Here is an 18,582-nt window from a genome sequence, read left to right on the forward strand (position 1 = left end):
GGACACACCATGCACCCTGAATTCCAGCAACTCATGCATCAGGCCACCCAGCTCACCCGGTCCGGCGATCTGGCGGCAGCCACCGCCGCGATCCAGGCCGCGCTGCGTGGCGGTCCCCCTGCCGTTCTGCGCAGGCAGGACGATGTGGACGCCAGCGACGTCATCGACGTCCAAGCCTGGGAGGTCCCGGACTCCGCCCGCGCGCCCGATAAGGCGCCGGACATTCCTGGCGATGCCGCCCGGCCCGCGCCCAGACCCGCCGTCTCGGCCGATACGTTCACGGCGGGATCCTTCCGCAATTCATCCGGCCAGCGCGCCTACAAGCTGTATGTGCCGCCCAATCCGGATGGCGCGCCGCGTCCGCTGGTGGTCATGCTGCATGGTTGCACGCAGGACGCCGATGATTTCGCGGCGGGCACCGCCATGAACGAGGCCGCGCGCGAGCAAGGCTTCTACGTGCTGTACCCGGTTCAATCGCGCAGCGCCAATCCCCAGAAATGCTGGAACTGGTTCAAGCACAACCACCAGCAGCAGGGCCGTGGCGAACCATCCATCCTGGCGGGCATGACGCGCGAGGTCATGGCGGCCCATCCCATCGATCCGGCGCGCGTGTATGTCGCCGGCCTGTCGGCGGGCGGGGCAATGGCCGCGATCCTGGCCGGCGCCTATCCCGAGCTCTATGCCGCGGCGGGCGTGCATTCGGGTCTGGCCGCGGGCGCTGCGTCGGATCTTCCGTCGGCGCTGTCCGCCATGAAGGGCGCGGGCGTGGCGCCCGCCGGGCAAGCGGGCAGCGGCGTGCCGACCATCGTCTTCCACGGCGACCGCGATGCCACCGTGCATCCGGGCAACGCCGAAAGCGTGATCGCGGCCAGCGCGGGGGCGGGGGCGGGGGCGCGCGCCGAGACCCAGCGGGTGGCGGGCGCAACCGGCAAGCGCCACAGCACGCGGCACGTGTACCGCAATGCGGCGGGCGACATCGTCGCCGAACGCTGGGACGTCCATGGCGCAGGCCATGCCTGGGCCGGCGGGACGCCAAACGGCTCCTATACGGACGGCGCCGGTCCGGACGCCACGGCGCAGATGCTGCGATTCTTCTTCGAGCGCGGCTCGGCCGGAAAGCACTGACCCGCTGACCCCGCCACCGCGGCGCGCGGAAACACGCCGCGCCTTCGCCGAAACGGAACCGGCCTAGCGAACCGGCGCGGGCTTGCCGTAGAGCAGCCGGGCGCACGCCAGTCCGGCGACGGCGGCGGGCACGGCGCCCATGTACAGGGGAAACAGCGTCGACGACCAGGACAGGTCGCGTCCGCCGAAGGTCAGCAGAAACGCAAAGGCATAAACCGCGCCAATCGCGCCCATGCGCAGAATGGCAAGCCACGAGGGCGCGAGCGGCTTGAGGGCGCCCGCGGTCAGCCCGCAAAACATGGCCGGCACGATGCCGAAGATATAAGCCCAGGGCAGCCCGAAAATCCCGAACATCAGGCCATCCGAGCTCCAGGCGACGACGGCCATGAACAGGGCAATGACAGCAATGCCCACGGGCGGCCCGACGAACGCAAAGATGGCGGCGCCGGCAGCCATGTCGCGGCCAATGGCGCGGGCTGTATCTCCGTCCCTGCGCTGCCTGCGGCGATAGACGACGGAACCTAGCGTAAGCGCAAGAAGCACGGCGCCAGTGATGTAGAGCATCGGGTCAATTCCAGATTGAAGGGATACAGAAGCGTTGTCCGCGCATCCCGCGCGGCCGGCACGATGCGCGCATCAGGGCATTTTCTTCTTGCCCAGCAGCGTCAGCGTCAGGCTGCGGCCCGTGCGCATGAAGGGGTAGAGCGCCTTGGACAGACAGGCGTTGCTGAAGATGGCGGCGTTCACGCGGTTGAACAGGTCGTTGCCCGTGCTGAGCAACGCCAGCCGGTGTATGGCGTCCGAGCCCCAGTAATCGCGGCCGTCCAGGTGCAGGATCATGCCCTGGTTCAGGTCATAGCCCTGCGCGCGGTGCCGTGCGGCCAGGTCGGGATGGTCGCGCATGTTCAGCATGGCGATGGGGCCCGCCGCCTTGCGCAACTGCACCATCCGCACGTAGTTCGAGCAGAAGGGGCAATCGCCGTCGTAGAGGAGGTAATTGTCGTCGGACTGCATCATCGGGATCCGTCGGTAGTTCCAGGAACGAACATACCTCATAAATCCGGTTTGACGGTTTGGCAGTCCGGACAAGGGGCGAATCCGCAGTCCGGAAATCCGGTATTCAGGCAGTTCCAAGGTCTGGAGATGCGCGGGCGCCGTGCGTCCCGGGCCCGACGCGCGTGCATCGAGTCCGAAGAAAGCGCACGGCACGTAGCGCGGGCGCTGCGGGCCGCTGGTTATCCGCCCCGGTGTCCGTGATAGCGCGGCGCGGCCACGGCGCGCGTGTTTTCCTTGTGCTGCGAGCCGACCAGCGCCTTGCGGCGCGCGTCTTCATGCTGATGCTCGGCTTTGGCCCGCGCCTTGTCCGCCTGCGGCGGCGCACGGGGGTCGGGCGCGGCGGCGGGCGCTGCATGGCGGGAATCGGGGCGGGGAGTGTTGGGCGTCATGATGCGTACCTGCGAAGGCGACGCGGCATATGCCGCGCTTTCACGTTACGCCCGGTCCTGGGGATTCTCCAGGGATCAATTGCAACAGCCGGACGGGCGGTTCAGGTCCGTGGCGGGGAACGAACGGCCGCGGGTCGGCAAGCATGCTCATTGCGCGGGCGCGCCCCAGGCCAGGCTCATCGCGTAGTCGCGCACGTCCCGCGGCCATTGCTCGACCTGCCGCGCATACGCTTCGCGGTCATCCGCATACAGGGCGCGCGTGGCTTCCTCGAATCCGGGCAGGTCGCCGGCCATGCTGGACATGAACCGATAGCCGGCTTCCTGGCGCTGGCGTTTCGCATCCTGCGCCTCGTTGTCGCGCCGCGCCTGGTCCACCAGTTTGCGCAGCGCCACCGACGCGCCGCCGGGCTGGGAGGCCAGCCACTCCCAGTGGCGCGGCAACAGGGTCACTTCGCGCGGCACCACGCCCAGCTTGGGCCGGCCCCGGCCGCGGGGGGCGCTGTCCGGTTCCGCATCCGGCTCCTGGTCCGGGGCGACGGTATCGGCGGCATCCGCTGGCGTGTGCCGTTCGACGATCTGGGCTTCGTTGCCACTCAGGTCCAGGTCCACCTGCTTGCCGGTCGAATCCTGGAAGACAAGAATCGTGTGGTCCCCGCGCGCCGCCATGGCGCGCTTGACGGCCAGCGCCACGTCGGCAAGTGCGCCGGCGGCCAGGATGCGATGGCCTTCAAAGGCGGTGTGCGGGTCGGAGGGAAGGGGTAGGTTCATCGCTGTATCTTTTATATCCGGGTGAATTTCGTGATTCAATTATTGTCCGGGTAAAAATTGCTGTCAATATAATCCGGGTAAAATTAATCCGGAACAGCGAGGGTCGCTGCCGAGGCGATAAATATCCGTCCGAAACCTAGGGAGAACACCTAGTCAAATCGGGCTGACGGCGTATAATCTTGCTTTGCGCCCGGAGTTACCCATGCGTCTCGTTCAAAAAGCGCTCACCTTCGACGATGTGTTGTTGGTGCCTGCGTATTCCGAGGTGTTGCCGCGCGACACCTCCCTGGCCACGCGCCTTACCCGCAATATCAGCCTGAACATCCCCCTCGTGTCCGCCGCCATGGACACCGTCACCGAATCGCGTTTGGCCATCGCCATGGCGCAAGAGGGTGGCATCGGGATCATCCACAAGAATCTCTCCGCCGACGCCCAAGCGCGTGAAGTGGCTCGCGTCAAGCGCCACGAGTTCGGCATCGTGATCGATCCGGTCACCGTCACCCCCCAGATGAAAGTGCGCGACGCCATTGCGTTGCAGCGCCAGCATGGCATCTCGGGCCTGCCGGTCGTCGAAGGCCGCAAGCTGGTCGGCATCGTCACCAACCGCGACCTGCGTTTCGAAGAAAACCTGGATCAGCCCCTGCGCAACATCATGACGCCGCAGGAACGCCTGGTCACCATGAAGGAAGGCGCCACGCTCGACGAAGCGCAGGCCCTGATGCACAAGCACCGCCTGGAGCGCGTGCTGATCGTCAACGACGGCTTTGAACTGCGTGGCCTGGCCACCGTCAAGGACATCGTCAAGAACACCGAACACCCGATGGCCAGCAAGGACGCTCAAGGCCAGTTGCGCGTTGGCGCGGCGGTGGGCGTGGGCGGCAACACCGAAGAGCGCGTGGAAAAGCTGGTCGCCGCTGGCGTCGACGTCCTCATCGTCGACACCGCGCACGGCCACTCCAAGGGCGTGCTGGAAGGCGTGCGCTGGGTCAAGCAGAACTACCCCAAGGTTGAAGTCATCGGCGGCAACATCGCCACCGCGGCTGCCGCGCGTGCGCTCGTCGAGTACGGCGCCGACGGCGTCAAGGTCGGTATCGGCCCCGGCTCCATCTGCACCACGCGTATCGTGGCCGGCGTCGGCGTGCCGCAAATTCACGCCATCTCCGAAGTCGCCAAGGCGCTGGAAGGCACGGGCGTTCCGCTGATCGCGGACGGCGGCATCCGTTACTCGGGCGACGTCGCCAAGGCGCTGGCCGCCGGCGCATTCGCGTGCATGATGGGCGGCATGTTCGCCGGCACCGAAGAAGCCCCGGGTGAAGTCGTGCTGTTCCAGGGCCGCTCGTACAAGTCCTACCGCGGCATGGGCAGCCTGGGCGCCATGACGGACGGCTCGGCCGACCGCTACTTCCAGGATCCGTCCAACAACGCCGACAAGCTCGTGCCCGAAGGCATCGAAGGTCGCGTCCCCTACAAGGGCAGCGTACTCGCCATCATTTACCAACTGGTCGGCGGCATCCGCGCCTCCATGGGGTACTGCGGCGCCGCCACCATCGACGACATGCGCACCAAGGCCGAATTCGTGGAGATCACCTCCGCGGGCGTGCGCGAGTCCCACGTGCACGACGTGCAGATCACCAAGGAAGCGCCCAACTACCGCGCCGACTGATCCGCACAGTCAACTACAATGTCATGCATCGCGCACCGGCAGAACCGCAACGAACAGCGGGTCTGCCGGTGCGGTTTTATTTCCAACGGGTAGAGTTTCCATGCACCAGCGCATTCTTATCCTCGACTACGGTTCGCAAGTCACGCAGCTGATCGCCCGCCGCGTCCGCGAGGCCGGCGTCTATTCTGAAGTCCACCCTGGCGACGTCGACGACGCCTTCGTGCGCGAACAGATGGCGCAGGGCCTAAAGGGCATCATCCTGTCCGGCAGCCACGCTTCGGCCTACGAAGAGGGCTCGATGCGCGTGCCGCACGCCGTGTTTGAACTGGGCGTCCCCGTCCTGGGCATCTGCTACGGCATGCAGTCCATGGCGCAGCAACTGGGCGGCGTGGTCAGCTTCTCCGACCACCGCGAATTCGGCTACGCCGAAGTCCGCGCCCACGGGCACACCAAGCTGCTCGAAGGCCTGGAAGACTTCAGCACGCCCGAAGGCCACGGCATGCTCAAGGTCTGGATGAGCCACGGCGACAAGGTCACCGAGCTGCCCCCGGGCTTCAAGCTGATGGCGTCCACGCCGTCCTGCCCCATCGCCGGCATGGCCGACGAAGACCGCCGCTTCTACGCCGTCCAGTTCCACCCCGAAGTCACGCACACCGTCCAGGGCAAGGCCATGCTGGCCCGCTTCGTGAACGAAATCTGCGAATGCTCGGGCGACTGGAACATGCCCGACTACGTATCTGAAGCCGTCGCCCGCATCCGCGAGCAGGTCGGCACCGACGAAGTCATCCTCGGCCTGTCCGGCGGCGTGGATTCGTCCGTTGCCGCCGCGCTGATCCACAAGGCCATCGGCGACCAGCTCACCTGCGTCTTCGTGGACCACGGCCTCCTGCGCCTGGACGAAGGCAAGCAGGTCATGCAGACCTTCGCTGAAAACATGGGCGTGAAGATCATTCACGTCGACGCCACCGCCCAATTCATGGGCAAGCTGGCCGGCGTGGCAGACCCCGAAGCCAAGCGCAAGATCATCGGCCGCGAATTCGTCGAAGTGTTCCAGGAACAGGCCGGCAAGCAGCAAAGCGCCAAGTGGCTGGCCCAGGGCACCATCTACCCCGACGTCATCGAATCCGCCGGCGCCAAGACGGGCAAGGCCACGTCCATCAAGTCGCACCACAACGTGGGCGGCCTGCCCGACACGCTGAACCTGCAGTTGCTGGAACCCCTGCGCGAACTCTTCAAGGACGAAGTCCGCGAACTGGGCGTGGCGCTTGGATTGCCGCCGCAGATGGTCTACCGCCACCCGTTCCCCGGTCCGGGTCTGGGCGTGCGCATCCTGGGTGAAGTCAAGCACGAGTACGCAGAACTGCTGCGCCGCGCCGATGCGATCTTCATCGAAGAACTGCGCAACACCAAGGACGAGGCCAGCGGCTTGACCTGGTACGAGCTGACCTCGCAGGCGTTTGCGGTGTTCCTGCCGGTAAAGTCGGTGGGCGTGATGGGCGATGGGCGGACGTATGAGTATGTCGTGGCGCTGCGCGCAGTGCAGACGTTTGACTTCATGACCGCCGATTGGGCGCCGCTGCCGCATCCGCTGCTGGCTCGGGTTTCTTCGCGGATTATTAATGAGGTTCGTGGGATTAATCGGGTGGTCTATGACGTGTCGAGCAAGCCGCCTGCGACGATTGAGTGGGAGTGATCCTGCGGCAGTTGAGTTCGCGGTAATAAAAAGGCGCTTCGGCGCCTTTTTTTACGGCGTGTTCCAGGTTCTTGGCGGCCGCCACAAGGATGATCGTGGGCCGTATGTCAGTACCGGCGGTTTCACCAAGGATGCCCAATTCAAAACTCACCGGCTTGGTCGACCCGCCTCGAAACTGATGATCCGGTCGCCCTTGCAGGGTTGGCGGCCGTGCTGATAATCACCCGATACCACCACATCCACAAAACCCGCCTCGCGCATTGCGAATGCCAACTCGTCGACACCCCACCAGCGCAAGCGAAACAGATCAATCTCTGCGGACTGCAAAATGCCGCTTTGCCAGTGCTGATAGTGCAGATGGGAGAGCGTCGTTTGTTTGACGTAATCGATATCGGCTCGATGACTGGTCAACGTGAGCAGACTGTCGCCGCCCACCGTCCAACTGCGTGCAGCATTTGCCTCTGCGACGATGCTTTCGACGGGGTCGATGTCCATGATGAGTCTTCCGCCGGGGAGCAGGTGATCCCAGAACCGCCGGAGTACGGTCATCGCCGAGGCGGTTTCCGTGATCAACTGAAACGATCCAGCAGGCATGATGATGGCCGCGAAACGTTGGTCGTAGCTGAACTGCTCGAATGTCTGAAGTGTAGGGGTATTGAGAAGCCCCCGGTTCCGGCATTCCTGCTGACAATATTCGAGCATGTCTTGTGAGCCGTCGAAGCCTTCGATGGCGAAGCCCATTTCAAGCAAGGGTATGAACATGCGGCCATTGCCGACCGCCGGCTCCAATATGGGACCTTCACAATCGGTCAGACGCTGCTGGTAGTACTCGAGATCGCCAAAGGAGTGGCCAATGGGCTTATCCAGGTGATAGATCCAAGAGGCGAGTTTTCCGTACCTGTTTTGCATTCTTGCTCTCCATGCCAAGTCGGGGATGCTACCGCAAATGCCTTGGGCATACCGCGCATCTGCCGCGATCAACGATGGGGTTGGTGTGGTCGGAAAAAAGCGAAGCGATTAAGGCAGACTTATTGATCGTCGTAGTGGCTTGCAGCCAATTCTGCCCGCTGTGTAAAAAAGGAAAAGGCGCATCAGCGCCGTTTCTTTTTCAGTTTTTCAGATCGGCATCAGCCCGCAAGCTCTTTCCGGACGATCTCCGCACCCGCGCTCAACGCACTCAGCTTGCCATTCGCAACCCGACGCGACAGCGGCGCCATGCCGCAATTCGTGCAGGGATACAGCTTGTCGGCATCCACAAACTTAAGCGCCTTGCGCAAGGTATTGGCCACTTCCTCCGGCGTTTCGATGGTATCGGTCGCCACGTCAATCGCGCCCACCATCACTTTCTTGCCACGAATCAGTTCGATCAGATCAATCGGCACATGCGAGTTGTGGCATTCCAGCGAGATGATGTCGATGCTGGATTGCTGCAGCTTGGGGAAGGACTCCTCGTACTGGCGCCATTCGGAACCCAGCGTTTTCTTCCAGTCGGTATTGGCCTTGATACCGTAGCCATAGCAAATATGCACGGCGGTTTCGCACTTGAGCCCTTCGATGGCGCGTTCCAGGGTGGCGATGCCCCAGTCGTTCACTTCGTCGAAGAAGACATTGAATGCCGGCTCGTCGAATTGGATGATGTCGACGCCGGCAGCCTCCAGTTCGCGGGCTTCCTGGTTCAGGATCTTGGCGAATTCCCAGGCCAGCTTTTCACGGCTCTTGTAGTGGGCGTCGTACAGCGTGTCGATCATCGTCATGGGGCCAGGCAGCGCCCATTTGATGGGTTGCCTGGTCTGCTGACGCAGGAACTTGGCGTCTTCGACGAAAACCGGCTTTGGGCGGCTGACGGCGCCGACGACGGTGGGGACGCTTGCGTCATAGCGATCGCGGATCCGGACGGTTTCACGCTTTTCGAAATCGACGCCGCTCAAATGCTCGATGAACGTGGTGACGAAGTGCTGACGGGTCTGTTCGCCGTCGCTGACGATATCGATGCCTGCATGTTGCTGTTCTTGCAGCGCCAGGCGCAGGGCGTCCTGTTTGCCCTCGACCAGTTCTTCGTCCTGCAGTTTCCAGGGCGACCAGAGTTTTTCGGGCTGGGCCAGCCAGGAAGGTTTCGGCAAGCTGCCGGCGGTCGAAGTGGGCAGGAGTTTTTTCATGATCAGTGTTCCGTGTATGTCGAGTGTTTAGAGAGCGGAGTTGGCTGCCCAGTTGTCGAGCACTTTCTTGTAGGGCTTGATGAAGTGCGCTTCCGTGAATTTCCCTTGCTTGACGGCGAGCTGGCTGCGCTCTTCGCGGTCATAGACAATCTGCGTCAAGGAGTAGTCCGGGTTCTTCAGGCTCGGTCGATAGAGCCTGCCTGCCGCGGAATTGGCGTTGTAGATTTCGGGGCGGTAGATCTTCTGGAACGTTTCCATCGTGCTGATCAGGCTGATCAGTTCCAGATTGGTATAGCTGCCAAGCAGATCGCCTTGGAAATAAAAGGCGAGGGGGGCGGCGCTGCCCGGGGGCATGAAGTAGCGGACCTGCAACCCCATTTTTTCGAAGTACTGATCCGTCGATGAGAACTCATCTTGCCGATACTCGACGCCCAGGATGGGGTGGTGGTTTTCGGTGCGATGGTAGGTCTTGCTGCTCGACGCGCTGATGCAGATGACAGGCGGCTTGCTGAAGCGCTCTTTATAGGCGCTTGAGTTCACAAAGTGCTTGAACAGCTTGCCGTGCAACACCCCGAAATCGTCCGGGGTGCTGAAGGTGGATTTGTCGTTGTTATGCTCCGGCAGAAGCACGCTGAAATCGTAGTCGCGCACGTAAGAGGAGAAATTGTTCCCTACGATGCCCTCGATGTGTTCGTTGCGCTTCTTGTCGACGATATGGGTTTGCAGTATTTCGATCAGCGGAAAGGCGTCGTTGCCGCCTTCGGCGCCCATGTTCATTTCAACGGAAATGATCTCGAGTTCGACCGCGTAGCGGTCCCCGGTCGGGTTGTCCCAATGCGCCAGGTTGTTGAAGCGCCTGTCGATCATCCGCAAGGTGTTGCGCAGATTCTCTTGGCGACTTGCTCCCCGGGCCAGATTGGCGAAGTTGGTCGTGATGCGCGTGCTGTCCGACGGCTGATAGTTCTCGTCGAAACGGATGCTCTTGATATTGAATGTGAACGCGTTGCTCATGGTGGTCTGCTGCGCTGATTTTGCGAAAAGTGTGCGGAGAGTTAAGGCCGCTTTCTGAACGGACGCGACACGCGGGAAGCGCGCCTGCGGTGGGTGCTCAGGGGCATAAGTCGGATTGGAAGACCCTGCAACCTCCGCCGGGGGGGAGGCTGCGTGGGCCGGGATGGCTTCAGGCCGCGACCGCTTCCTCGGCGTCGGCCGTTGCCGATTGGCGCGCCATTTCGATCAAAGGCATTGCGCGGTGGACTGCGAGTCTGGCCCGCTCGATCAGGGCTGCGTCCTGCAGGCGGTAATCGGCGAAATCCTTGTCGGTCGCGTAGACGCCCAGCGGCAAGGTGCGGGCCTGGAAGAAGCTGAACAGAGGCCGCAGTTGGTGGTCGATTACGAGTGCATGGCGTTCGCTGCCGCCGGTGGCAGCCAGCAGGATCGGCTTGTCGATCAAGGCGTCCTGGTGAATGAAGTCAAAGAAGTGCTTGAACAGGCCCGTGTAAGAGCCGCGAAAGACCGGGGTGGTCACCACCAGGACGTCGGCCTGCTCGACCGCCGCAAGTTCGCGCTCCACCGTCTCGGGCAGGTGGGAGCGCCAGACCGCGCCAGCAAGTTGCGGCGCAAGCTGGCCCAGTTCCACCAGGCGTTGTTCGCACGGGAGTTGGTCAGCGACCAGGTCCAGCAGGTGATCCGCCAGGGCTGCGGATTTGGAGGGGCGTTGCAGTCCGCCGGAAACTGCGACTAGATGGAGAGGGCGTGTCATTCTGGGCTTCATGAAGATGGATCCACGCGCCGCTGCGGCAATGCCGTATGCGTGTGCGCCGCCGGAAGCGGCGCGGGTGCTCGTGAATTCAAGTCTTGATTAATGGCAAGGTCCGGTTGCAAACATGCGAACGATCAATGGGAACGGATACTAGGGGACCGGAGTGATGAAGTAAAATGGTTTTATTTCACAAATCCATGAGCGAAATTCATCTGAATGCTTGAGCGCATCCATCTCAGCATCGTTCAGCAGGTCGAAAAGCAGGGGTCGTTGACGGCCGCCGCTGGTGTGCTGAGCCTGACCCAGTCGGCCCTGAGCCACAGCATGAAGAAGCTGGAACAGCAGCTGGGCACCGACATCTGGCTGCGCGAAGGGCGAAGCCTGCGCCTGACGCAGGCCGGCCAATATCTATTGGCGGTGGCGAATCGCGTGCTGCCGCAACTGGATCTGGCCGAAGAGCGCCTGGGACAGTTCGCGCAGGGCGAGCGCGGGGCGCTGCGCATCGGCATGGAGTGCCACCCTTGCTACCAGTGGCTGCTCAAGGTGGTTTCTCCTTATCTGGCCGCATGGCCGGACGTGGACGTGGACGTCAAGCAGAAGTTTCAGTTTGGCGGGATTGGAGCGCTCTTCGGTTTTGAGATCGACCTCCTGGTCACGCCCGACCCGCTGTTCAAACCGGGCCTCAAGTTCGAGCCCGTGTTCGACTACGAGCAGGTGCTGGTCGTGCCCAAGGGCCATCCGCTGGCGTCTGTGGCGTACGTGAGGCCGCAGCAGTTGACCCAGGAAGTGCTCATCAGCTACCCCGTTGACATCGAGCGCCTGGATATCTACAACCAGTTCCTGTTGCCGGCCGGCGTTACGCCCAAGCGTCACAAGGCCATCGAGACCACCGACATCATGGTGCAGATGGTGGCCAGCGGACGCGGCGTGGCAGCGCTGCCGCGCTGGCTGGTCGAGGAATACGCGGCCAGGATGGACGTGGTGCCCGTGAGGCTGGGGGTGCGCGGCATTGCCAAGCAGATCTTCCTGGGCGCGCGCGAGGCGGAGACTGGCATTGACTATGTGCGGGCCTTCATTGAACTGGCTCGCCAGCCGGCAATTGCCCCTGCCATTGCGCAAAAAGCCAATGGATGACGCCCACCGTCAAACGTCCACCGCCTGCCGAGCCGTTCGGCGTGCCCTTCAGTCATGTCCTTGATTCATCCCAGCACATACCATTCCCCCGGCAACATCACCGACGCCTATTCGTTGGAAGTCAGCGCGAGGGACATTTCCGCGCTGGCCGCAACGGCGTCGCGGATACCGCCAGGGTCGACCATTTCCATTCCTTACCTGCCAGGCCAGGACAATGACGCGCGACTGGCCGCAGCGCGAGCCGTGCGGGCGCTGGGCTTGGAGCCGATGCCGCACCTTTCCGCGCGCCGTATCGCGTCGCTTGCCGAGCTTGATTCCTTCGTCGGGCGCGCGGTCGCTGAGGCTGGCGTTGAGCGCTGCTTCGTGATCGCAGGAGATCCACCGACGCCGCTGGGGCCGTTTCCCGACAGCACCTCGCTGATCGAAACTGGTGTTTTCGAACGCGCGGGCATCCAGGTTGTCGGCGTAGGCGGACATCCGGAAGGCCATCCGGTCATGAGCGCGACCGATCGATGGAACGTGCTCGAACGCAAGTGCCATGGCATCGGCATGCGCGGCATGACGCCCCTGGTCGTCACGCAGTTTGGTTTTGATGCCGACATCGTGCTGACGTGGTTGAAAACCCTGCGCGAGCGTGGCATTGAACATCCCGTTCGGGTGGGCGTGCCCGGCCCTACAGGGATCGCGGTACTTGCTCGCTATGCGGCCTTGTGCGGCGTCAGCGCATGCGCGTCGATGTGGTCTAAGTACGGAATCTCTTTGGGCAAGTTGTTTGGCACGGCGGGGCCCGATGTGTTTGTGGATCGCCTGGCCGCAGGGCTGACGCAAGCACATGGAAACGTGAGCCTGCATTTCTTTCCATTTGGAGGCATTGCGCAGTCCGTGAAATGGATAGAGCAGTACCGCTCTCGCCCCGAGAAGCTGCGCCCGGTCAGCGCAGCCCTGTTATGACAAGGGCGAAGTTCCCGTATTTGGAGTGGTATTCTCCCCGGCAGAATTTGAGGATAACCAGATTGAATGCTTCATCGGCACCGTGCACACCGCTCAGGGCCAAGACGAACGCATTGTCTGGATGCTATTGGCTGCGATAGTGATGCCGAAGGCGCCATATCCGGCTGAAAAATTGGTTAACGGGAGATATTCAATGCGCGTAAGGGCTCTTGCACTCGGCCTGTTTTCAGTTTGCTGCACGTCGGTCGCTGCCCAAGACAGCAACAGGACACTACAGCAAGCCTTCCAGCAAGTGCCCCAGGTAGTGTTGACCGCCCCTGACGCGATGCAATTCTTCTTTCTCGACGTCCAAGCCTGGCGAGCCCTGGATAAATCCGGGCCAACCGCCGACGGCATGCGCCGGCTCTCCATCGCCCAGGCCATCAGCCCGCTTCAATCCATTGGATACGGGCTGGACCAGTGGGCCGATCACGCCAAAGTCCCTTTCGATGAACTGTCCTACTTCGGCGGGTTTGGCCAGTCGCCCGGCAATGTCTCCTATTGGGGGCTGAAGGACAAAGAATCCGCCGCGACGTTGGTGGATCGCCTCGTGCAGTCCGATTTCAAGCCGGTGAATGGCGATGTGGCTGGTCTAATGGCGAACGGCGAGGCCAATAAACCTGACATGACCAAGGCCAGCGGACGAGACCCTTGGCGAGGCACGATGGGCATGCCCACGTTCGTGCTGCCGCTGGACACGGCCCTGGTCCAGGCGTCATCCGCAACCGGAATGCGGGCGCTGGCCAAACCGTCTCCCTCGGTGGCCGACAGTGAGATCGTTGCCGCTTCGATCGCGGGGCTCAAGCAAGCCGTGCCCTCGGACGGCGCCCGGATTGTGCAAGCGGCCGTCATTTCGCCCGTGCTGGGCCTGCAAGGCGTCGATCCGGCAAAGGTGTTGTTTGCGGATCCCGGGGACATGCAAAGCGCGAAGCAGAAGCTTGAAGCGATCGCGGCATCCAGCGGTCGCGGCATCCCACCTTACTTTTCCGGAATCATCGCGGACGTGCAGGTCAAGAACGCGCCCGGTGTCGTGATTTCCCTGTCATACGCGGATTGTGGCGCTGCCCAGCAGGCTGTTGACGGCGTCGCCGCCGCCTGGAAGCAAACCATGGCCGGCGCAGTGCAAGCCGACGTAAAGGGAAGCACCGTCCAGGCAGGCAAGCTGTGTGCGGCGGTCGTCAGCCTGACCGCTGCGAAAGCCGAGACTGCGGGCAACCCGATCCTGAGCCAGATCATGACTCGCTATATGCAGCGCGATCTTGCGTTGCTGCAGATCGGCGCGTCGCGCTAAGAACGGATAGGGATTCAAAGTCTGAGCGCTGAAGGCATGCTCCACCGTTCAGGCGGTGGAGCAAATCCTCTCGATAGCGCCACGCGCATGAGCGATGAACGCCTCGGTTTCGGCGGCATGGCGTGCCGCCAGATCGTCGTCGGCCTGACCAAGATAAATCGCGCGCGCCTTGCTGAGGATCGGGCGGTACGACGCTTCCACTCGCGGCAACAGCCATGCCGCTGCATCCGCTTTGGAAGCGATCTCGCCAGAAACCGCCGTGTACCAGATGCGCGCCAGCGCGAGGATGATGTTGCGCTCATCGCCCGCCCAGTCCTCGGGTCGGGTCCATTGGGCGACCGTATCGAGCAGGGCACGCGTGAGGTCGTGATGGGGAACGGGGTCAAATAGCTGGTCGGCCGGCGGTCCAACGAGCGCAATGCTGTGGCCGCGCGCCTTGGTAAGCAGAATGGCGAGGTCGTGGTCGATCAGGGGCGGCTCCACGGTCCCCGCCATCAGGTCATCGCGCAGCCATTCGCCGAACTGAAGTTCCCGCCGTGCCGGATGGCGCCACGGGACGACATGTTCGAGCGCCAGTACGGTGACTTCCAGCGCGCGCAGTTGCGGCGATTGGCCCGGGGGCGCCGAGAGGGCGAGGAGCGCCGTCGCCAGCGCCCGGAGCGCTGCCTCGCCGGGCGGCTGAGCCACGGTGACGAGCAGATCGATGTCGCTGTGCGGTTGCAGCCCGCCATCCACCGCTGAGCCGAACAGATGGATGGCGACAAGGCGTGTGCCGAGATGGCGTTCGATGAGGCGTCTGGCCTCGTCGATCTGCACAGCGATCGGGGCAGGTAGCGTGCGGGTCATGCAAGGATGATAGCCTGGCCGTATCACAGTGGGCAGTCCGTTGACCGTGGCGAGGCGGCCCCTTCCATAACCGTTTTCATCGACGTTTTCATGACCAACTACCCCCAACTATTCAGCCTGAAAGGCAAAACCGCGGTCGTGCTGGGCGCCGCTTCCGGCATCGGCCAGGCATCCGCGCATGCACTGGGCGCGATGGGCGCCTATGTGATGTGCGCCGACCGCGACGAGTGCGGCGCGCAGGCTACTGCGACGCAGATCGTTGACGCAGGCGGTTCGGCCGGCTGGGCGCAGACCGATGCCGCCAGCGGTGAGGCCATCGCGGCGCTGGCCGCCAAGGTGCTGGTCGAACAAGGCAGGATAGACATCGCGGTGGCGACGCCCGCGTTGAACATCCGCAAGCTGATCGTGGACTACACCGAAGAAGAATTCGACCAGGTCGTGAACCTGAACCTGCGCGGCGCTTTCCACTTCATGCGCCACTTCGGCCGGCCGATGATGAAGCAGGGCGCGGGCAGCATGATCCTGTGTTCGTCGATGCGCGCCGTGACGATCGAGCCCGGGCTGGGCATCTATGCGGCCACCAAGGCCGGTATCGAACAGATGGTCAAGGCCTTCGCGGCCGAGGTCGGCGGTTATGGTGTGCGTGTAAACGCGGTGATGCCGAGCATCATCGAGACCCGTCTGACCGAACCGCTGAAGGAGCGTCCGGACATTTACAACACGTACGCCGGGCATACCGTGCTGAACCGCTGGGGCCAGCCGTCCGAGGTGGGCGCGGCGGTGGCGTTTCTGGCGTCGGATGCGGCCAGCTATATTTCGGGCAGCAGCCTGGCGGTGGATGCCGGGTGGACGGCGATTGACGGGCCGCCGACTGGGTTGACGCAGACGCGGCCGTCGGAATAGACCGTGCGATGGCCTGGGCCGGGCCGATCCGTACTTATCCCTGACGCCCCATGATGCTCAGCGCCACCGCTTCCGCAATCTTGATCCCATCCACCCCCGCCGACAGAATCCCACCGGCGTAACCCGCGCCTTCGCCCGCCGGGAACAATCCCTGCGTGTTGATGCTTTGCAGCGTCTCGTTATCCCGCTTGATGCGAATCGGCGAGGACGTCCGCGTTTCCACCCCTGTCAGCACCGCATCCGGCATGTTGAAGCCCTTGATGGTCTTGTCGAACGCCGGCAGCGCTTCGCGAATCGCGGTGATGGCGAAGTCGGGCAGGGCGGTTGCCAGGTCGGTCAGGTGCACGCCCGGCGTGTACGAGGGCAGCACGGAGCCGAATTCGGTCGATGCCTTGCCTTCCAGGAAGTCGCCTACCAGTTGTCCCGGCGCGCTGTAGTCGCGGCCGCCCAATTCGAAGGCCTGGGATTCCCATTTGCGCTGGAAGTCGACGCCGGCGAGGACGTGTTCGGGGTAGTCGACCTCGGGTGAAATGCCCACGACGATGCCCGCGTTGGCGTTGCGTTCGTTGCGCGAGTATTGGCTCATGCCGTTGGTGACGACGCGGTTGGGCTCGGACGTTGCCGCGACGACCGTGCCGCCCGGGCACATACAGAAGCTGTAGACGGAGCGGCCGTTGCTGGCGTGGTGCACCAGCTTGTAGTCGGCGGCGCCCAGGATCGGGTTGCCGGCGTTGGGGCCGAAGCGTGCGCGGTCGATGAGGGATTGCGGGTGTTCGATCCGGAAGCCGATCGAGAACGGCTTGGCTTCCATGAAGACGCCCTGGTCGAGCAGCATCTGGAAGGTGTCGCGGGCGCTGTGGCCGATGGCGAGGACGACGTGGTCGGCTTCGATGTGTTCGCCATTGGAGAGCGTGACGCCGGTGACCTTGCCGTTCTCGCGGTGCAGCGTTTCGACCTTGCTGGAGAAGCGGACTTCGCCGCCCAGCTTGGTGATGGTGTCGCGCATGACTTCGACCATGCCGACCAGGCGGAACGTGCCGATGTGCGGTTTGCTGACGTAAAGGATTTCCTCCGGCGCGCCAGCCAGGACGAATTCCTTGAGGACTTTTTCGCCGTAGTGCTTGGGGTCCTTGATCTGGCTGTAGAGCTTGCCGTCCGAGAACGTGCCGGCGCCGCCTTCGCCGAACTGGACGTTGGAGTCGGGGTTCAGGATGCGCTTGCGCCACAGGCCCCAGGTGTCCTTGGTGCGTTCGCGCACGGCCTTGCCGCGTTCCAGGATGATGGGCTTGAAGCCCATTTGCGCCAGCACCAGTCCGGCGAACAGGCCACAGGGGCCGGTGCCGATGACGATGGGGCGCTTGGACAACTGCGCGGGCGCCTGGGCGACGAATTTGTATTCGGTGTCGGGGGAAGGCTTGACGTTGCGGTCGTCGTGAAAGCGCTTGAGCAGCGCGGCTTCGTTGGCGACGTCGACATCCAGCGTGTAGATGAGCAGGATGTTGTGCTTCTTGCGGGCGTCGTAGCTGCGCAGGAAGATGGTGTAGCCGTTCAGGTCGCTGGCCGGAATGCCCAGCTTCTTGAGGATTGCCGCGGGCAGTTCCTCGGGCGTGTGGTTCAACGGCAGCTTGATTTCAGACAGACGCAACATGCTTGGGGTCCAGACAGATGGGCGATCACAACGTCGCCAAACGCGGATTGTACTGGAGCCGCGGGCGGCGAAAGTGGGCGCGGCGGGTCGTGCGACGAGGTGAACGGCATGCGGGGGAGCGGTCGGCGCAGTCCGGACGCCGCCGCCCGCATGAATCAAGGCTTTTCGTTCATCTGGCTGTCAGAAACCCTGCGGTTTTTCTTGTTCTTACTTTGTCCTTAATGCAAAAGACTTTTCCACGTCAAGAATTTCCATCTGATACGGTCGATTGAGCGGATCAGAAGCGCATAATGCCCGCACCTGCTCTTACGTCCCTTTTCAAAGAGCAGTCTTGATTTTCAGCAAGAAAAGAGCGTGTTGTCTCTAGCTCGGGCAGTTCGTGTTTCCAGGTTTCATGTTCGGTAGCGCGCTAGGACAACTTGGAGTATTCACGGAGATGTCCATGACTGATGACGCAAAGCCGCGCCGGCGGTTTCTGCAGGCGATGGCCATTGTGCCAGCGTCCACGCTGGCGGTCGGCGGCCTGACGGTCGGCTGTACCAACGCCGCCGACGGCAACGCCGCGCAAGCGGCCAAGCCTTACGAGCCCACCTATTTCACCCAGGCCGAATGGGCCTTCATCGTTGCCGCGGTGGATCACTTGATTCCAGCCGACGAATACGGTCCGGGCGCCATCGCGGCCGGCGTGCCCGAGTTCATTGATCGGCAGATGGAAACGCCTTTCGGCCACGGCAAGCTTTGGTACATGGATGGGCCGTTCCACACCGACCAGGTGCCGGAACTGGGCTATCAACTGAACCAGAATCCCCGCCAGGTGTACCGCCATGGCATCGAGGCCTGTGACGCCTGGTGCGTGAAGACGCACGGCAAGGTGTTCGCGCAGCTCGACAAGGCTTTGCAGGAGCAGATCCTGAAGGACCTGCAGGCCGGCAAGATCGTGTTCGAGTCGGTGCCGTCCAAGACGTTCTTCAGCTTCCTGCTGGCCAACACCAAGGAAGGCTTTTTTGCCGATCCGATCTATGGCGGCAACAAGGGCATGGTCGGCTGGAAGATGGTGGGCTTTCCCGGCGCGCGCGCCGACTTTATGGATTGGGTGGACCAGCCCAATGTGAAGTACCCCTATGGCCCCGTGTCGATTTCTGGGGAGAAGGGTTAATC

18 protein-coding genes are annotated in these 18,582 nt (G+C 63.0%); 8 read left to right on the forward strand and 10 right to left on the reverse strand.

Features of this window, described 5'->3' with window-relative positions; genetic code table 11:
- The first annotated feature begins 9 nt into the window (after positions 1-9).
- A complete protein-coding gene (locus BXA00_RS22030; RefSeq protein WP_076520528.1) occupies positions 10-1,125 on the forward strand; it encodes a PHB depolymerase family esterase in 1,116 nt (371 codons plus the stop codon).
- A 63-nt stretch (positions 1,126-1,188) separates the two neighbouring features.
- On the opposite strand, the gene BXA00_RS22035 is transcribed toward BXA00_RS22030, so the two are convergent.
- The 4 genes from BXA00_RS22035 to BXA00_RS22050 form a co-directional block, all read right to left on the reverse strand.
- Positions 1,189-1,689, reverse strand: a complete 501-nt coding sequence (locus tag BXA00_RS22035; RefSeq protein ID WP_076520529.1) for a hypothetical protein — start codon at positions 1,687-1,689, stop codon at positions 1,189-1,191.
- A gap of 72 nt (positions 1,690-1,761) precedes the next feature.
- Positions 1,762-2,139, reverse strand: coding sequence for a DCC1-like thiol-disulfide oxidoreductase family protein (locus BXA00_RS22040; protein ID WP_076522066.1), 378 nt, complete (start codon positions 2,137-2,139; stop codon positions 1,762-1,764).
- Positions 2,140-2,360: 221 nt separating this feature from the next.
- Positions 2,361-2,570, reverse strand: coding sequence for a hypothetical protein (locus tag BXA00_RS22045; protein WP_076520530.1), 210 nt, complete (start codon positions 2,568-2,570; stop codon positions 2,361-2,363).
- Between the two features lie 147 nt (positions 2,571-2,717).
- Complete coding sequence (locus BXA00_RS22050; RefSeq protein ID WP_076520531.1) at positions 2,718-3,338, reverse strand: DUF2239 family protein; 621 nt, start codon at positions 3,336-3,338, stop codon at positions 2,718-2,720.
- A 202-nt stretch (positions 3,339-3,540) separates the two neighbouring features.
- On the opposite strand from BXA00_RS22050, the gene guaB reads away from it, so the two are divergent.
- Together guaB and guaA are read left to right on the forward strand one after the other, a co-directional pair.
- On the forward strand, positions 3,541-5,001 hold the full coding sequence (guaB, locus tag BXA00_RS22055; RefSeq protein ID WP_076520532.1) for an IMP dehydrogenase: 1,461 nt from the start codon (positions 3,541-3,543) through the stop codon (positions 4,999-5,001).
- Positions 5,002-5,101: 100 nt separating this feature from the next.
- Positions 5,102-6,694 carry a glutamine-hydrolyzing GMP synthase gene (guaA, locus tag BXA00_RS22060; RefSeq protein ID WP_076520533.1) on the forward strand — a complete coding sequence of 531 codons (1,593 nt, stop codon included), beginning with the start codon at positions 5,102-5,104 and terminating at the stop codon, positions 6,692-6,694.
- A gap of 147 nt (positions 6,695-6,841) precedes the next feature.
- Here the strand turns inward: guaA and BXA00_RS22065 are convergent, their stop codons facing one another.
- The 4 genes from BXA00_RS22065 to msuE all read right to left on the reverse strand — a co-directional run bounded on the left by BXA00_RS22065 (position 6,842) and on the right by msuE (position 10,612).
- Positions 6,842-7,603: a trans-aconitate 2-methyltransferase gene (locus BXA00_RS22065; protein WP_076520534.1), complete on the reverse strand. Its 762-nt coding sequence runs from the start codon at positions 7,601-7,603 to the stop codon at positions 6,842-6,844.
- A 218-nt stretch (positions 7,604-7,821) separates the two neighbouring features.
- Entirely contained in the window at positions 7,822-8,850 is a 1,029-nt protein-coding gene (locus BXA00_RS22070) for a methionine synthase (protein ID WP_076520535.1), read from the reverse strand.
- Positions 8,851-8,877: 27 nt separating this feature from the next.
- Positions 8,878-9,861 carry a DUF1852 domain-containing protein gene (locus tag BXA00_RS22075; RefSeq protein WP_076520536.1) on the reverse strand — a complete coding sequence of 328 codons (984 nt, stop codon included), beginning with the start codon at positions 9,859-9,861 and terminating at the stop codon, positions 8,878-8,880.
- Positions 9,862-10,030: 169 nt separating this feature from the next.
- Positions 10,031-10,612 (reverse strand): FMN reductase, encoded by a 582-nt coding sequence (gene msuE, locus BXA00_RS22080; protein ID WP_076520537.1) that lies wholly within the window; start codon positions 10,610-10,612, stop codon positions 10,031-10,033.
- 216 nt (positions 10,613-10,828) lie between these two features.
- Between msuE and BXA00_RS22085 the strand changes: the two genes are divergently transcribed.
- From BXA00_RS22085 to BXA00_RS22095, 3 genes are read left to right on the forward strand one after another with little or no spacing between them, the layout of a single operon-like run.
- Positions 10,829-11,746: a LysR family transcriptional regulator gene (locus BXA00_RS22085; protein ID WP_076520538.1), complete on the forward strand. Its 918-nt coding sequence runs from the start codon at positions 10,829-10,831 to the stop codon at positions 11,744-11,746.
- Between the two features lie 54 nt (positions 11,747-11,800).
- Positions 11,801-12,697, forward strand: a complete 897-nt coding sequence (locus BXA00_RS22090; RefSeq protein ID WP_076520539.1) for a methylenetetrahydrofolate reductase — start codon at positions 11,801-11,803, stop codon at positions 12,695-12,697.
- Positions 12,698-12,722: 25 nt separating this feature from the next.
- Entirely contained in the window at positions 12,723-14,027 is a 1,305-nt protein-coding gene (locus tag BXA00_RS22095; protein ID WP_231952132.1) for a hypothetical protein, read from the forward strand.
- A 48-nt stretch (positions 14,028-14,075) separates the two neighbouring features.
- Here the strand turns inward: BXA00_RS22095 and BXA00_RS22100 are convergent, their stop codons facing one another.
- On the reverse strand, positions 14,076-14,873 hold the full coding sequence (locus BXA00_RS22100; protein ID WP_076520541.1) for an aminoglycoside adenylyltransferase family protein: 798 nt from the start codon (positions 14,871-14,873) through the stop codon (positions 14,076-14,078).
- A gap of 90 nt (positions 14,874-14,963) precedes the next feature.
- Between BXA00_RS22100 and BXA00_RS22105 the strand changes: the two genes are divergently transcribed.
- Positions 14,964-15,776 carry an SDR family NAD(P)-dependent oxidoreductase gene (locus tag BXA00_RS22105; protein ID WP_076520542.1) on the forward strand — a complete coding sequence of 271 codons (813 nt, stop codon included), beginning with the start codon at positions 14,964-14,966 and terminating at the stop codon, positions 15,774-15,776.
- 34 nt (positions 15,777-15,810) lie between these two features.
- Here BXA00_RS22105 and BXA00_RS22110 read toward each other — a convergent pair whose 3' ends face one another.
- Complete coding sequence (locus BXA00_RS22110) at positions 15,811-17,424, reverse strand: NAD(P)/FAD-dependent oxidoreductase (RefSeq protein WP_076520543.1); 1,614 nt, start codon at positions 17,422-17,424, stop codon at positions 15,811-15,813.
- 442 nt (positions 17,425-17,866) lie between these two features.
- On the opposite strand from BXA00_RS22110, the gene BXA00_RS22115 reads away from it, so the two are divergent.
- The gene (locus BXA00_RS22115; protein WP_076522067.1) at positions 17,867-18,580 is read left to right on the forward strand and encodes a gluconate 2-dehydrogenase subunit 3 family protein; all 714 of its coding nucleotides are present in this window, start codon (positions 17,867-17,869) and stop codon (positions 18,578-18,580) included.
- Positions 18,581-18,582 lie beyond the last annotated feature (2 nt).

Origin of the sequence: Achromobacter sp. MFA1 R4, from assembly GCF_900156745.1 — a bacterium.
GTDB lineage: Bacteria > Pseudomonadota > Gammaproteobacteria > Burkholderiales > Burkholderiaceae_B > Achromobacter.

Excerpts from the sequence above, each read along its gene's own strand:
- BXA00_RS22070 (WP_076520535.1), bottom strand. The coding sequence starts at position 8,850 with ATGAAAAAACTCCTGCCCACTTCGACCGCCGGCAGCTTGCCGAAACCT.
- guaB (WP_076520532.1), top strand. The coding sequence starts at position 3,541 with ATGCGTCTCGTTCAAAAAGCGCTCACCTTCGACGATGTGTTGTTGGTG.
- BXA00_RS22065 (WP_076520534.1), bottom strand. The coding sequence starts at position 7,603 with ATGCAAAACAGGTACGGAAAACTCGCCTCTTGGATCTATCACCTGGAT.
- guaA (WP_076520533.1), top strand. The coding sequence starts at position 5,102 with ATGCACCAGCGCATTCTTATCCTCGACTACGGTTCGCAAGTCACGCAG.
- BXA00_RS22035 (WP_076520529.1), bottom strand. The coding sequence starts at position 1,689 with ATGCTCTACATCACTGGCGCCGTGCTTCTTGCGCTTACGCTAGGTTCC.
- BXA00_RS22115 (WP_076522067.1), top strand. The coding sequence starts at position 17,867 with ATGACTGATGACGCAAAGCCGCGCCGGCGGTTTCTGCAGGCGATGGCC.
- BXA00_RS22085 (WP_076520538.1), top strand. The coding sequence starts at position 10,829 with ATGCTTGAGCGCATCCATCTCAGCATCGTTCAGCAGGTCGAAAAGCAG.
- BXA00_RS22030 (WP_076520528.1), top strand. The coding sequence starts at position 10 with ATGCACCCTGAATTCCAGCAACTCATGCATCAGGCCACCCAGCTCACC.
- BXA00_RS22045 (WP_076520530.1), bottom strand. The coding sequence starts at position 2,570 with ATGACGCCCAACACTCCCCGCCCCGATTCCCGCCATGCAGCGCCCGCC.
- msuE (WP_076520537.1), bottom strand. The coding sequence starts at position 10,612 with ATGACACGCCCTCTCCATCTAGTCGCAGTTTCCGGCGGACTGCAACGC.
- BXA00_RS22090 (WP_076520539.1), top strand. The coding sequence starts at position 11,801 with ATGTCCTTGATTCATCCCAGCACATACCATTCCCCCGGCAACATCACC.
- BXA00_RS22050 (WP_076520531.1), bottom strand. The coding sequence starts at position 3,338 with ATGAACCTACCCCTTCCCTCCGACCCGCACACCGCCTTTGAAGGCCAT.
- BXA00_RS22100 (WP_076520541.1), bottom strand. The coding sequence starts at position 14,873 with ATGACCCGCACGCTACCTGCCCCGATCGCTGTGCAGATCGACGAGGCC.
- BXA00_RS22075 (WP_076520536.1), bottom strand. The coding sequence starts at position 9,861 with ATGAGCAACGCGTTCACATTCAATATCAAGAGCATCCGTTTCGACGAG.
- BXA00_RS22040 (WP_076522066.1), bottom strand. The coding sequence starts at position 2,139 with ATGCAGTCCGACGACAATTACCTCCTCTACGACGGCGATTGCCCCTTC.
- BXA00_RS22105 (WP_076520542.1), top strand. The coding sequence starts at position 14,964 with ATGACCAACTACCCCCAACTATTCAGCCTGAAAGGCAAAACCGCGGTC.
- BXA00_RS22110 (WP_076520543.1), bottom strand. The coding sequence starts at position 17,424 with ATGTTGCGTCTGTCTGAAATCAAGCTGCCGTTGAACCACACGCCCGAG.